This window comes from Odoribacter sp. AF15-53 (genome assembly GCF_003479425.1).
GTDB lineage: Bacteria > Bacteroidota > Bacteroidia > Bacteroidales > Marinifilaceae > Butyricimonas.
Map to the genome: position 1 here is coordinate 232,829 of NZ_QUHC01000001.1, position 13,776 is coordinate 246,604.

Below are 13,776 nucleotides of genomic sequence, written 5' to 3' on the forward strand. Positions count from 1 at the left end.
GTTAGCAATATTGCCGTGAATTAGCATGTCTGTTGATCATCTTTATTTTATCAAATTTGATTCTTCGTCTTCGTATTTTTCTTTTTTTGTGAATAGTGAACTGGCATTTTTTATCGCTTTTACAACCCGGACTTTGAAGCTGTTGAAGAATGAACCGTCTGCTCCTACAGTCCCATAACCCGTGACAGCCCTAGCCTTGTGTGAACGAACGAAGCGGATTTTGCCATATTTTTTTAGACCGAGTGCCATGGAACCATCTTCTCCGCGCTTAATTTCTACCCGGTAACCGACTTGTTTTCCGTATTCTATATTGTAAGCGAATACAAGTCCCCTGACACTGAGTTCCGGGCGTTTAAAAGATTGTAAGAACAAATGAGTATCTCGTAAAAATTCGTATAGTTTTATTCCTAACCAAGGATGTTGTTTGTCTGGAATGTAACTCCAAAGAGAAGAAACAGCGGCGGTACCCGGTTTTTCTAATAGGTTGACTAACGTTTCTATATATTTGGGGGGATACATTGTGTCGGAATCAATACAGATATAGTATTTTCCCTGGGCATAATTTAAACCACAACGTCGAGCAAACCCGCAACTGTGTTCGTATTCGGTGTAGTAGGGAACGCCTGTCATTTTGAAAATGTCAGCGGTTTTATCGGAAGAATCGTTATCCACGCCGATGATTTCTATGGGGTATTTGCAAATATTATTACTTAATGACCAAAGGTTTGCAAGCAGGTGTTTTTCTTCGTTATATGCGATAATAACTACGGATACTAGAGGGGTGGGACTTTGTAACTGATTGATTTTTGTTTTTATTTCATGAATAACTTCTTGAGGAATTTCCTGTAATGGTTTCTCATAGACGGATAGATATTTTTGATACCAGATCATAGTGTTGTATTTTAGATCAAATCGAGTATTTCATTTGAATTTTTGTGGCATTAAAATGCATTCGATTTTTCGAATGAAATTGTATCCGAATATTCGAATCAATATGGTACGAGTTCTATAATATATTTTTGCTTTATGTGAAAACCATGAGTTTTGGTAGTGATGTATAGCATATGTATTGGTCGTAATTATAACTTCCCTGGAATCAAATATTTTAGGTGAAAAATATTCATTAGGCATGACTAGAATTTCTTTTTGGAAATCCATTTTTTTTATGTCTTTCATTTCTGACACTTTTAAGTAACGTATAATTTTGTCCTTTTGTAATTCTTCTACCATGATTTCAGGCAATTTACGTATATCTAATGATGTATCAGGTTTTATGAAATACCTGTTAGTATAATAGTCCATGCAAGATTTGATCCATCCCGTTCCTTTTTCAGTACCGATGATGGCTGCTTCTATAGTTCCCGCTTTTTCAGCTCCTATAAAGTATGGAAATTGCAGGAGGTCATCAAAACTTTTCAATACTTCTACGTCAGAATCTAAATATATACCCCCGTAATTGTATAAAGCATAAAAACGAATGTAATCTGCTGCAAAAGCATATTTCTTTTTTATAAAAGCTTGTTTAACCCATGTGCTTTCATTTATGTCGAAACGTTTCGTGTCCCATAGCATAATTTTATAATCAGGGAGGTATTTTTTCCATGATTTAATACATTTACTAATTTTAGGAGGATAAGCATCATCACTTAACCAACATAAATGGATAATTTTAGGTATCATAATTAATTTATATTTTATTCATGGGGCTAATTGCTTCTATTACTTTATTCATTTGTTCGTTCCATGAGAGATGTTTTATAGATTCTCTTATTTTTGTAGGAGTTGAATTTGTGTGATTATAAAAATTAATAATTTGTTGAACATCTACAGCATCCTCATTAGCAGGGATTTTTAATATATAAGGCATGTCCTCAAAATCCTCGTCTATTTCGGAATAGATAAAAGGGATACCTCTGGCTGCATATTCCCTGTTTTTTAGAGTCTTAATGTTCGTAATTCCACTTCGATGACGTCCTAAACTACCAACACCCATGTCACATTGTTCAAAAAGAGAATTGAGGGCTTCTCCATATAGTGGTCCATGGAGGATAATATAAGGATCAAGTTGATTCTCTTTAATAATAGGAATGCATGCTTCATATTCTCGTTTAGCAGTGAATTTTCCCACTATATGGAAATAAACTTTATATTGAGGCCGAGTTGTATAATAATTGGCTAATCCTTTTATTAGGCGATCATATCCATGCCAATAATGAATTTCGGCAACACCAATTAAATGGACTTGGCGAGATGTGTCGTTAACTTGTTGTTTTATTGGTATTTCATTAAAATCAATTCCATTCGAAAGCTGTAATGTCGGGATTCCAAATATTTTTGAATAATTTGAAAAAGTAATAATTCGATCTAAATGTTTTGCAAATTGTTTTCTGAAACATCTATCGATAAATAGATTTAACTTCATAGAAAATGAGGAGTATTCTTGATCGTATGGGTATGTCGGTATTTCCATAACTATATGTATACCCGCTTTTTTCATTTTGCGAACAAGCCTGAGAGTGAAAGGATTTGCATTATGATCGGAACGTAAATATACAAGATTAATTTCGTGACGAATTGCATAACGACGAATAGAATCAAATTCGATACGTTTACATATTTTTCCTTTAATGCCTTTCCCATAATTTGCAAGAACCGTGTCGTCTAGCATGCGATATTTTGTCCCATTTTCTTCGGCGAGATAACAAAGATGAGTTTCTTGACAATTTGCTTGAAATGCGTGGATTTGATAATGGATTTTTTTACTAATGCCATTAGATGCATTAAAGCCATGAAATATGAGAAATAAAATTTTCATATTAGTAATTCTATTGATTAGTTCGCATGCCGATTATTTCGTGGCAAATATACGTAATTAATGCAAGATAGGTGTTTTGTGATGCATTTTGTTTTCTGGTCTTTTTTTTTGTCTACCTTTGCAACACAAATTTAGATGTGGAGTATGTTTTAGAGGAATTCGAGTCTAGTATTTGTTTGCGATTTTAACATTTTAGAAAAGAGGATGGCGATGTCTACTATAAAAAAGCAACTTGCTTCGGGCGTATTTTATAATGCAATAGCAAAATATACAGGTGTTTTGATTTCCATTGTGATAACAGGAATTTTATCTCGATTGTTAACTCCTGAAGATTATGGAACTGTTGTCCCAATTACAGTTTTGATCACTTTTTTTACAATTTTAGGAGATATTGGTATAGGTCCTGCAATTATTCAAAGTAAAGAGCTGTCGAAAGAAGAAATTAATTCGTTATTCTCTTTTACGGTTTTCGTGGGGGGAGGATTATCTGTTTTATTTTTTTCAAGTTCTTGGTTAATTGCAAAAGTTTATGATTCAAGTATACTCATCGTTTTATGTCAGTTACTTTCTATTACCTTGCTCTTTTCTTGTGCTAACGTGGTCACTAATGCTTTATTATTTAAGGCCAGATTATTTAAGTATTTGGCGATTCGTTCACTTGTAGTGCAGACTGTTGCAGGAACGATAGCGATTATTGCAGCTTATTGGGGGGCAGGAGTTTATGCTCTTGTTATTCAAACTCTTATATCGAGTATTTGTTTCTTCTTTATTAGTTATATGAAAAATCCCCTTAAATTGTGTTTTAGAAAGATTGAATGGAGTGCATTGGGTAAAATACGTGATTTTTCTTCATATCAATTTTTGTTTGATATATTAAACTATTTCTCGGTTAATTTAGACAAGTTGTTGATTAGTAAATACATTGGTGTGAATCAGCTTGGTTATTACGATAAATCATATAAATTGATGCAGATGCCGATGCAGAATATTCCATTTATAATAACTCCGGTTATGCACCCAATTTTTTCCGAAATGCAAAATGATTTAAATAAAATGTGTATTTATTATTCTAAAGTAGTTCGTTTTCTTGCATTTGTAGGTTTTCCGCTTTCAATATTATTATTTTTTTCAGGTAAAGAACTTATTTATATCGTGTTTGGAACCCAATGGGAGGCTTCTGTGCCTGCATTTAAAATTCTAGTTCTTTCTGTCGGTTTTCAAATAATATTGTCAACTTCAGGCTCGATATTTCAATCTGCAGGAGTCACGAAACTCTTGTTTCTTTCAGGTGTATTGTCTACGATTGTGATCGTAATAGCTGTTATGATAGGTCTATTATTTTTTGGAACGATAGAAGCTGTTAGTTTTTCTTTACTATGTGCTTTTATCATTAATTTTTTTCAGGCTTATATAATTATGTATTGCAAATTGTTTCGAATCGGATTAAAAATCTTTATTAAAAATCTTTTATCTCCTTTATTACTTACTGCAATTTTAGCGGGAATCTTGTTTTTTATAACGTTATCTACAACGCAATTAGATAATTTCTCATCCCTTTTTATTAAAGGAAGTATGGCATGTATTATTTCTGTTGTCTATATACAATTTACAGGTGAATATAATTTTATATTGAAAGCAAAGGATATTATGACTAAATTTTTGAATAAATGAATCAGAAAATTATTAAAGCGATCAACTAATCAAATTGGGTGATCGCTTTATTCTATTATGGTTGAAATATGGGAGTAGACTATTATTCTTGCGATGAAAAATATCTCATTTGAAATCCTTCAAACCAGTTTGTTGAAGTATATTGAAAATGTTTAGTTTTTAAGATTTTTGTTTCTCTATCTTTATTTTGAATCTTTGATTGCTTTTTATAATAATTCTTACTTTTGATTCGCCCTAGAAAATATGAGATAAAAGAGATTACAGATAAAGGACGCATTGGACAAAAGTGTGTTGTTTCGATTTTACTAACTTTCCTATTAATTTTTTCCATTAGAATTTTAGGGATAAGATAAAATCGACCAAAAGTCCATTTACTGCCAAGATATTTGTACGGTATTCTTAAACCGGCTTCAATAACGGGAAATGTCCCGAAAACTTCGTATTGATTTCCATATATATTGAATGCAGAAATAAAAGAAGAAGAAAAGTAACCGGTATCTAGAAGTTGGAATATTCTTATAAAATCTCTGGGATCTTCGTGTTTTAATTTATAATGAATATATAAATTATTGAATTCATCGTATAAGCATTGTCTGAATCGCTCGAAGTATATCTCATCGGCTTGTATATATTTTCTTGCTTTGCATAAATAATCTTCAATTAATTCATTGTAATTGTTATAAGAATATGCTGTATATAATTCTGTGCCGAAAGTTCCTCCGAATTCTAAAGTTCCTCGATTTTTACTTTGAAATAATTGTGTCATGGTTAGGTTCTCCCGAGGTGCCAGTCCATCAGTTATAAAATAGAAATCTTTTATTTGTCTTTGAGAATCAGTTTCATAAATTTTTAATGGAGAAGATAGAGCTTTTGCGACTTGTTGGGCTATCGTTTGATCCAAGGAAGAAATGTTTTTCTGTGTTGATATTCTTAGGTTAGTATTTGTGTAATACTTTTGAACTAAGACCGTTACTAGACGACTGTCGAAACCTCCCGTGATAGTCGTGTATATTTTTTCGTTTTGAAATTTGGAATGCCAAAGGGCATCTTGTAATGTGCTACGTGTGTATTTGTTGATTTCTTTTAGTGATTCTATTTTAGTATTGTCAATAGTTAATAGAATATCTCCAACTTGAATATCATTTGAATCAGTATTAATTTTTAGATACTCGTATGTGCGAAGTCGCTTAATTTGATTGTTAATTGTTGTTGAACCTAACCAAGTAGGATATAAACAATGCCTCATCGCTAAGAATTCAAATGCTTTATAATCATTTATTTCATTTTCTTGGTGGACATGTAAAACATCAAATGATGAACATACTGATTTTTCGTTAGCGGCGTAAAAAATATTTCTGGTTTGTAAAAAATCAGAAAACAAGTATAGTATATTTTCTTTATGTATGATAACTATGTATTGGCCTAATAACTTTTTTTTGATTTCATCAATTTGTTTTTCTTCAAAATTCGATAATAAATTTTGGAGATACATTTCTATCGAATTATGGTATGTGTAAGCGTAGCCTAATACAGTGATACTATTGCCCTCTAGTTCGATATGGGTGGTCGTGTTATCATTATAGAAAATATTAAAATCATTTGTGATACAACGTTTATTCGTGTATAACTTATCGAATTTTGAGATTATCATGTTCGAGTCTCCTGGTTTGTAGTAAAAATCAGCCATTTTATTGAATTATATTGATGAATTGATTTTTTTAGACATCCTTTCTAGTACTTGAAAGGAAATGAAAGATTTGAACAATAAGATTCCTATTGTTTTATATGTGATATATTTTTTGTATTTGCTTAAGCATAGCCTTGTAATTTTTAGTCGTTCTTTGAAAGGAATATGACAGCTATTTCTAACTGCTGCATTTAGCATTCTAGCCACATGAGAATGAATCAATGAAGCGTCTTTTGGGTGTTGATGTGAATATAAATTTAATTCGTTTGCAATAGTAAAATATCCTTGAATATTTTTCATCGAAAACTTGCTTGTAACAATTGAGTTATGCCTGACACGTCTTTTGAAAAAAGTTCGTTTAATGTAGTTTATGCGAGATGCTTCTAAGTAAAGTAATGCAGTGTATAATTCATCTTCATGTAAGATGTTTGGATAAAATTGAATCTGGTGTTGTTGGATGAAACTTAATTTGACAAAGCTAAGACAAGCAGAAGAACGATAATTCCATGTATCATCTTGAATCTTTAGTAATTCTATACCGTTCCATATTTTATCTTCAATGTTCAAATTACGTTGATATTGGTATTCTCTTAGTGGAATATGATCATCATAAAAACTTTCTGCATCGAAAAAGACGAAATCTAATTGTTCGGCAATACACTTTTGATAGCATATTTTTAACGTGTCGGATTCTAATAGATCATCACTATCCATAAAATAAATAAATTCTCCTTTTGCTCTTTTTATGCCGTTGTTTCTTGTGACGGATAATCCTTGATTAGCTTGGCTATAGACATTTATTCTTTGATCTTTTTTGGCTAAAAGATTAATCATGGCGAGACTGTTGTCTGTAGAACCATCATTAATGATGATAATTTCAATGTCTTGGAGTGTTTGTTGAACGATTGATTCTACCGTTTGTTGCACGTATTGTTCTGTATTGTAGACAGGTATGATGACACTAACTTTGGGATTATTCATGTCGTAATAGGGTTTATATATTTTGATGTGGTAGAGAATTTGTTTTAGATTTACACTTTAACCCATTGTTGGAGTGAAAAATCGTATTGTTTGATGATTTTTCCAGGATTACCAGCTACAACTGTATAAGCTGGAACATTTTGAACAATAATACTACCTGCTGCGATGACTGAGTGTTTTCCAATTGAAACGCCTGCAAGAATAACAGAGTTTGCACCAATCCAAACATCATCTTCAATAATAATTTCAAAAGTCGTTATCCCTTGTGAAATAATAATCTTATTTGGATCTGTATAATTATGATTGAGTCCAGAAACCGTGATATTTTGTGCGAGATTAACATTATTACCAATTGATACGGGACCAATTATTGTATTACCTAGACCAATACGGCTGCATGAGCCTATCGTGATCGCTCCAACCATATTATTGATAGTTGAAAAACTTTCAATGACGGATTTTGCTCCCAATTCGAAAGAATTGAAAGGAACAATATCTTTTCGTACATTTTTATATATAACAGATTGATGACCTTTTTTTATATATGCGAATTGAAATAATCGAATCCATAGCCTGGGGCGTGTTTTTATTGGATGAATAATTAGATTAAGAATGAATTGTTTTAAGTGAGGATTGGATTTAATCTTTTCTTTTATACTATAATTCATGATGTTTTGATATTTTTTTTACAAATGCAAATGATGTGATACAATGTAACCTATATTGGATACTTAATGCAAATGTAATAATAATCTGGTAAGATTTGGAATGAGTTTTATTATTGTGTAGCTTTATAGCCTATATTGAGGATGAATGCATGGAAAATAAATTTGAAGTTATAGATTTTTTGCGTGTAATTTTAATTATTTTTGTTGTTACCTTACATGCTTATACTACGACTGGATCTGTAGAATGGCTTAATAATGGATATCCTGTATATAAATTTGTTACTTATAATTTCGCTTTATTAGCTGGTTATATTGCTGTTCCTTTTTTCTTTTTTATCTCAGGATTCCTTTTTTTCTATTCTTCCCGTGGAAAAATTTCTTATAGGAAGAAATGGGAGAAAAGGATTTATACATTATTATTTCCTTATATGGTTTGGAATTTTGTAACGATAGTCTTGTTCTTTTTTTTACAGAATATCATAACTGAGGGGTATTTTTCAGGAGACCATAAGTTCGTGGTGGATTTTTCATGTATTGATTTTTTACGTGCTTTTTGGGATTGTGGACATTGGCTAGGAGGAGATGGAACACCAATATTATCAGTATTGTGGTATGTCCGAAATTTAATAATATTGTCATTATTAACTCCCGTAATGTGGTATTTAAATTCAAAGTTAAGATTTTTTTGGTTGATACCCATATTTCTAATTTGGTCACTTACACCTCGATTAGCGTTTACTTTATGTAGTGTTTTCTGGTTTGGAATTGGCACCTATTTCGGTTGTGCAAAAATAGATATTGATTTGTTTTTTTATAAAAATAGAGTATTCGAAATATTTTGTTTCATTATATTTTATGTCGCATATAATGTGCTGTTCTTTTATCATTTAGATTTTGTATTTGCAGTTTTTGTACAACGGGTATGTATTTTATTTGCAATACCTGTAATGTATGTGTGTATTTTTGTTGGGATAACTAAGTGGAGATGGAAAATACCACATCAATTGGTTAAAGCTGTTTTTTTTATTTTTGTTTTTCACTTTTTTGTGGTAATTGGTTTACGAAAATTGATGGTAAAGCTTTTTCCTAATGTGAGCGATATGGGAGCAGTATTATTATATTTTTTGTCAATAGTATTGACATTATTTATTTCATTTGAAATTTATATATTATTACGGAGATTAATACCTAAAATTTTAGAATTTATTACAGGTGGACGAAGTCAATGAAAAACGTGATTCCTGTAAAAATTCCAAATAGAACGATATTGATAATAGTAGAACTTGAATCATCTACGCTCAACATATAGAAATAAAATAATTAGAGGAAACTGATAATGGAATATATTATTACTCTTCGTTTTATTTTTTGAGTATAGATTGATATACTTTTAATAATTTTTCAGCCGAGTATTGCCAGGAAAATAGTTTTACTCTTTCTAGGCCGAATTCAATTTGTTGTTTTCTGTATAATTTATCTTTTTCTAGCTTTAATAATTGTGTTGCAATTGCATTTACATCCGTTGGATTGACAAGAATTGCTCTATCTCCTGCAATTTCCGGTATTGCAGATGTGTTGGATGTAATAACCGGAGTTCCGCATGCCATCGCTTCTAGAAGCGGGATGCCAAAACTTTCCCGTAATGATGTATAAAGAAATGTTCTAGCTCCATTATAAATAGCTGGTAGGTCCGAGTGGGTGATATATCCGGGAGAATAAAGCATGGGCTTTATTTCTTCAATATCTTCTTGTTTGAGTATCTGATTAATAACTTCTTCTTTTAAGTCTGCGATTAATAAGGGCAATGGATTTACTGATTGTTTCACGTACATGCTATACGCTTTTAATGTACGTGACGTATTCTTTTTTGGGTCAGTATTTCCAAGGAAGAATAAATATTCTTTAGACGGGATATATTTTTTTGTGATATTATACACATCTTTCATAGGGTGAAAGCGTTGGCTAAAGCCATTATGGATGGCAATAATTTGCTCCGTGGGTAAATGTAACGTCTCGCGTATACGATTACATTCGAATTGTGATACCGTGATAATTTGTTTACATTTCTTTAATATACGGGGAACTACAAAACGTCGATAATACCAACCCATATTTTGGTATATGGATTTGTTGTTATGCGCTCTCTTTTCCAAAAAAATAATATCGTGTAATGTAAGAACAAGAGCTACCGGGCAAAATAAAGGTGCAGTGTTACTTGTACAATGTAGTATATCTGGTTTTATCTTCCTTATTGCCATAGGTAGGGCTACTTGTTCCCATAAAGGATAGGAGGGGCATTTTATCTCTAAGATGTGAAAGTTGAGAGACTCTTTTAGACAGTGATCTTTTCCGGGAGCAACTAATATATAGTATTCATTTTCAAGATCATTTTTTTGTAGTTCTCGAATTGTTTCGAGAGCGACAAAGTCCATACCGTGTTTATTTATCCGGAAAATTCGTTGTGCTTCAATGGCTATTTTCATCTGAATAATGGTATTATGCATTTATATAGTTGATGTGCCGTTTTTTTCGGTACGTACAAATTTCTTATTCATTCCTTTCATACGGAATAAATTGATAACCATCATTAAAAATAAAAGAGGTAATTTGTTAATTGATTTTTTGAATTGATCATCGACTAGTCTATCTGGAATTGCAAGACACAAAGTAATTCCCATGATGAAAAATAGTCCCCACCATTTTAAAGCAAGCGGCCAATCGACAATTTGCATGATACAGCCCATTACAATAATTCCACCGAAAAGAATTAAACGTGGAGGTAACATCCACTGGATAAGTTTATCACAATAATCAACATTACCTGATAAAATTGAATGGGGAAGGTCTCGGAATACGGTTTTCCACTGGGCAAACTGTGTTGCTAACCATCTGCGTCGTTGATTATAAAATCCTTTTTCTCCTTGTGTTTTTTCATCATATACAAGGACATCATCCAAATATTCAATGAATATGCCTTGTTTGAGCAATAAGATTTCTAATTCTTTGTCTTCACCTGCAGTAGATAGGTTCTTGACATTGTCGTAAAACCATTGATAATTGAAAGCCATACCAGAACCAATAAGAGCGGAAGATACGCCTAACCTTACATGTCCACGGCGAAAAATTGAATTATTGACTTCTTCACTGAGACCATCAAGGACTGCAATTTCTGTATTACGGTTCTTGGCAGTTCGATGTGCTTGTATTGCTTGTACTCCGGAATCGAACACATTATTTATTTCTTGTAAAAAATTAGGTTCGGTGATATTGTCTGCATCAAGAATGACGACAATATCGAATTGATTACGATCAAATTGTTTCATGGCAAAATTAAGTGCTTTCGCTTTAGAACTATTGGGGTAGTCTACTTTTAGTAAGGTAATGGGGAGCTGCGATAAACTTTCATTCGTGCCATCTTGCATGTGATCAGAGATGACAATGATATTATATAATTCTTTTGGATAGTCTTGTTTCAAAAATGATTGAATGACAGATAGTATAACGACATCTTCTTTGTAAGCAGGAAATAATATTGCAAATCGGTGTTGTTTACGTGCTTTGGGATAATGTGATTTTTTTGTTCCTAGTGAGGCTATAGAATATATTAATGGATAGGCAACAGCTATACAAGCAAGAAGCCAACATATATACTCAATTAAATAAAGTATTTCCTGTAAATTCATATCTTTTTCTTTTATGTTTTAGTAGAAAAAAATCTATACACCCTTTGAGAATAGCCTTTGTTTGTGAGATTTTTGCACGAAACAAAGTGACAATTATATTTTTTGAATTGGCAATAAAAAGTTGATAAAGTAAAGCGATAATTAAAGAGGCCCCTTTTCTATTTCGCCATGTATATAACAGGCGATTTCGGGTGAGATAATATGTTTTTAAAGAACTGCTTTTTCCCGTGCTACAACTTTCTTTATGGTATATTGTACAATAGGGGTTATACCATAGTTGGTAACCATGACGAATCATACTACTGCACCAATCCATTTCTTCATAATACAAAAAATATATTTCGGGCATGAGACCGATATCTTTGATTACTTCTCGTTTTATCATCATCGCTGCACCATGTAAAAAGTTCGTTGGTTGTGGAATGTTATATTGTCCATGGTCTGTTTCATTAAAACCAATAGCGTGATTACGTAATGTGTATTTACTCAAAGTTGTAAAACCTGCAAATTGTATGTTTCTAGGAGATGTTGCAAATTTTATTTTTGGACTTACTGCTGCAATACGAGGAGATTGGTCCAATGTTTCATATAAATGAACGAGACTGTCATCAGAGATGATTGTATCATTGTTTAATAGAAAAAGGTATTTTCCCACCGCCACTTGGATCCCTAGATTATTTCCACCGGAAAAGCCTAGATTTTTTTCACTACGAATAGTACGAATATTTGGGTATCGTTTTTGTAGTACTTCTGCTTCATTTTGTAAAGAACCATTATCCACGACAATAAACTCGTATGAACATTTTTGAGGATGTTTTTTTAACGATTCTATTAATTCACAAGTTTCTAATAATCCGTTATAATTGACTGTAATAATAGAGATATCAATTGATTTCATTTTGAACTAGTTCTTTGTCATAGTATGGTGCAATAAATAAAAAGGCAAGTAAAATGCTTATCAATACTCCATTCGGGTATGTGGTAACGTCATTTACATAAGCGGCAACGAAAACACCAGATATCCCCGCAATGAAAGAATACATCATGTTTTTCAATTTCTTGTTTCGAATTGTGAACATTGCAATATATGAGGCTCTAATAAGAATAATGACTAATAATGTAAGATAAAGAGATAAGCCAATGATCCCTGTCTCTATCCAATACATGGTGAGAAGCGAATCAGGAGGTAATTCGGCCAGTTTGGTCTTTATTTCGAAGCGATTTGCTCGTCCTCCACTTAATCCTAGTCCTATACCGAAAGGCTTATCTTTCATGAGAGGTTTCATCTTTTCTTTATTGATGTATCGAACTTGAAGCGATGCATCTTCTTTGTCAAAAGTAGAACGCATTCTACGAATTAATGCATTACTATTACCAATGTGTGTCTGTGTTAAGAATAGTAATACTGTAATCAATACGCCTCCACTGAGAAGTGCATATCTAATATTTTTACATAGAGACACATATACGGCTAAACTGACAAATGGTATGATTACCGCACTTCGAGTTCCGGAAATCATTAGTCCATAGGCGGAAGCAATTGCTGCACTCCAAAATAGAAATTTAACCCAGCGTGAAGAAACAAAAAATCCAGAGATGCTGAACACGGTAAGAGAAAATCCCATAGCGATTCCATAATTTGCAGCATCGGAAAAGAATGAAAAATAACGTACCCCGTAATAGATAATGTGGGTTGTGGCACCTCCTTCGTTAAAAAGCCAGTAAAGTTCTGCTGTATCGAATCCATAATTTTTTTGCCAAAAGCCTTTTAATGCAGCTAAAATGGAAAGGATCGCCCAAATAATTAGCAACCATTGAAGATCTTTGAAACGAGTGAATAGAATAGGAATGAGAATCGCACAGAATAGAGGTAATAGTGCGTAACCTACAATGGCAATGAACCAAGCTTCTGTTGCGGCCCATGGATTGAAAAATTCAAATAAACAATAGATTAGCCATATTATCCATGAAATAGTTAACAAATTGAGGCAACGTTTCCACTCGTAAGGTTGAAAAATATTTTTAAGTAAAAAAATAATACTGATACCTAAAGTAAGGCCAAGCATGATCATTCCCGTTTTCATGGGGATATATCTACTGATTCCCATGATCAGGTAATTTGTAATGAAGAAAATGTAGAAATAATATTGTTTTTGGCTAATACCTGCTGAAAACAGAATTAAAGCAGGTAGGCAAGCGAAGATGAAAGCAGGGATAATACCTCCTTCCACCGTTAGCAAGTATATAGTATACAGGCTAATGATAAATATA

The 13,776-nt window shown here is 32.4% G+C and carries 12 protein-coding genes; 2 read left to right on the top strand and 10 right to left on the bottom strand.

The genetic code is table 11. The features are described 5' to 3' along the window. Nucleotides 1-42 precede the first annotated feature (42 nt). Genes DWW52_RS00940 through DWW52_RS00950 form a run of 3 tightly spaced genes read right to left on the bottom strand, consistent with a single transcriptional unit; the run spans nucleotide 43 to nucleotide 2,815 of the window. Nucleotides 43-891: a glycosyltransferase family 2 protein gene (locus DWW52_RS00940; protein ID WP_118713606.1), complete on the bottom strand. Its 849-nt coding sequence runs from the start codon at nucleotides 889-891 to the stop codon at nucleotides 43-45. 30 nt (nucleotides 892-921) lie between these two features. Next, nucleotides 922-1,680, bottom strand: a complete 759-nt coding sequence (locus DWW52_RS00945; RefSeq protein WP_118713607.1) for a glycosyltransferase family 32 protein — start codon at nucleotides 1,678-1,680, stop codon at nucleotides 922-924. Between the two features lie 7 nt (nucleotides 1,681-1,687). After that, on the bottom strand, nucleotides 1,688-2,815 hold the full coding sequence (locus tag DWW52_RS00950) for a glycosyltransferase (protein WP_118713608.1): 1,128 nt from the start codon (nucleotides 2,813-2,815) through the stop codon (nucleotides 1,688-1,690). A gap of 210 nt (nucleotides 2,816-3,025) precedes the next feature. Here DWW52_RS00950 and DWW52_RS00955 point away from each other — a divergent pair, with 210 nt between their 5' ends. After that, the gene (locus DWW52_RS00955; RefSeq protein WP_118714265.1) at nucleotides 3,026-4,486 is read left to right on the top strand and encodes a lipopolysaccharide biosynthesis protein; all 1,461 of its coding nucleotides are present in this window, start codon (nucleotides 3,026-3,028) and stop codon (nucleotides 4,484-4,486) included. Between the two features lie 82 nt (nucleotides 4,487-4,568). On the opposite strand, the gene DWW52_RS00960 is transcribed toward DWW52_RS00955, so the two are convergent. The 3 genes from DWW52_RS00960 to DWW52_RS00970 are packed head-to-tail and all read right to left on the bottom strand — an operon-like array spanning nucleotide 4,569 to nucleotide 7,825. After that, nucleotides 4,569-6,173: a hypothetical protein gene (locus DWW52_RS00960; RefSeq protein ID WP_118713609.1), complete on the bottom strand. Its 1,605-nt coding sequence runs from the start codon at nucleotides 6,171-6,173 to the stop codon at nucleotides 4,569-4,571. Between the two features lie 9 nt (nucleotides 6,174-6,182). Next, nucleotides 6,183-7,154: a glycosyltransferase gene (locus DWW52_RS00965; RefSeq protein ID WP_118713610.1), complete on the bottom strand. Its 972-nt coding sequence runs from the start codon at nucleotides 7,152-7,154 to the stop codon at nucleotides 6,183-6,185. A gap of 50 nt (nucleotides 7,155-7,204) precedes the next feature. Then, on the bottom strand, nucleotides 7,205-7,825 hold the full coding sequence (locus tag DWW52_RS00970; protein WP_233556695.1) for a DapH/DapD/GlmU-related protein: 621 nt from the start codon (nucleotides 7,823-7,825) through the stop codon (nucleotides 7,205-7,207). A 146-nt stretch (nucleotides 7,826-7,971) separates the two neighbouring features. Between DWW52_RS00970 and DWW52_RS00975 the strand changes: the two genes are divergently transcribed. Further along, complete coding sequence (locus tag DWW52_RS00975; RefSeq protein ID WP_118713612.1) at nucleotides 7,972-9,051, top strand: acyltransferase family protein; 1,080 nt, start codon at nucleotides 7,972-7,974, stop codon at nucleotides 9,049-9,051. Between the two features lie 132 nt (nucleotides 9,052-9,183). Here DWW52_RS00975 and DWW52_RS00980 read toward each other — a convergent pair whose 3' ends face one another. From DWW52_RS00980 to DWW52_RS00995, 4 genes are read right to left on the bottom strand one after another with little or no spacing between them, the layout of a single operon-like run. After that, nucleotides 9,184-10,305, bottom strand: a complete 1,122-nt coding sequence (locus DWW52_RS00980) for a glycosyltransferase family 1 protein (RefSeq protein WP_118714266.1) — start codon at nucleotides 10,303-10,305, stop codon at nucleotides 9,184-9,186. Nucleotides 10,306-10,326: 21 nt separating this feature from the next. Beyond that, the gene (locus DWW52_RS00985) at nucleotides 10,327-11,505 is read right to left on the bottom strand and encodes a glycosyltransferase family 2 protein (RefSeq protein WP_118713613.1); all 1,179 of its coding nucleotides are present in this window, start codon (nucleotides 11,503-11,505) and stop codon (nucleotides 10,327-10,329) included. Beyond that, nucleotides 11,474-12,403 (bottom strand): glycosyltransferase family 2 protein, encoded by a 930-nt coding sequence (locus tag DWW52_RS00990; RefSeq protein ID WP_118713614.1) that lies wholly within the window; start codon nucleotides 12,401-12,403, stop codon nucleotides 11,474-11,476. Before DWW52_RS00990 ends, DWW52_RS00985 begins: the two co-directional genes overlap by 32 nt. Next, entirely contained in the window at nucleotides 12,390-13,736 is a 1,347-nt protein-coding gene (locus DWW52_RS00995) for an O-antigen ligase (RefSeq protein ID WP_148315303.1), read from the bottom strand. Before DWW52_RS00995 ends, DWW52_RS00990 begins: the two co-directional genes overlap by 14 nt. Nucleotides 13,737-13,776: the final 40 nt, after the last annotated feature.

Bases quoted from the DNA above. Each gene is read 5' to 3' on its own strand.
- DWW52_RS00940 (WP_118713606.1), bottom strand. From the start codon at position 891: ATGATCTGGTATCAAAAATATCTATCCGTCTATGAGAAACCATTACAG.
- DWW52_RS00945 (WP_118713607.1), bottom strand. From the start codon at position 1,680: ATGATACCTAAAATTATCCATTTATGTTGGTTAAGTGATGATGCTTAT.
- DWW52_RS00950 (WP_118713608.1), bottom strand. From the start codon at position 2,815: ATGAAAATTTTATTTCTCATATTTCATGGCTTTAATGCATCTAATGGC.
- DWW52_RS00955 (WP_118714265.1), top strand. From the start codon at position 3,026: ATGTCTACTATAAAAAAGCAACTTGCTTCGGGCGTATTTTATAATGCA.
- DWW52_RS00960 (WP_118713609.1), bottom strand. From the start codon at position 6,173: ATGGCTGATTTTTACTACAAACCAGGAGACTCGAACATGATAATCTCA.
- DWW52_RS00965 (WP_118713610.1), bottom strand. From the start codon at position 7,154: ATGAATAATCCCAAAGTTAGTGTCATCATACCTGTCTACAATACAGAA.
- DWW52_RS00975 (WP_118713612.1), top strand. From the start codon at position 7,972: ATGGAAAATAAATTTGAAGTTATAGATTTTTTGCGTGTAATTTTAATT.
- DWW52_RS00980 (WP_118714266.1), bottom strand. From the start codon at position 10,305: ATGAAAATAGCCATTGAAGCACAACGAATTTTCCGGATAAATAAACAC.
- DWW52_RS00985 (WP_118713613.1), bottom strand. From the start codon at position 11,505: ATGAATTTACAGGAAATACTTTATTTAATTGAGTATATATGTTGGCTT.
- DWW52_RS00990 (WP_118713614.1), bottom strand. From the start codon at position 12,403: ATGAAATCAATTGATATCTCTATTATTACAGTCAATTATAACGGATTA.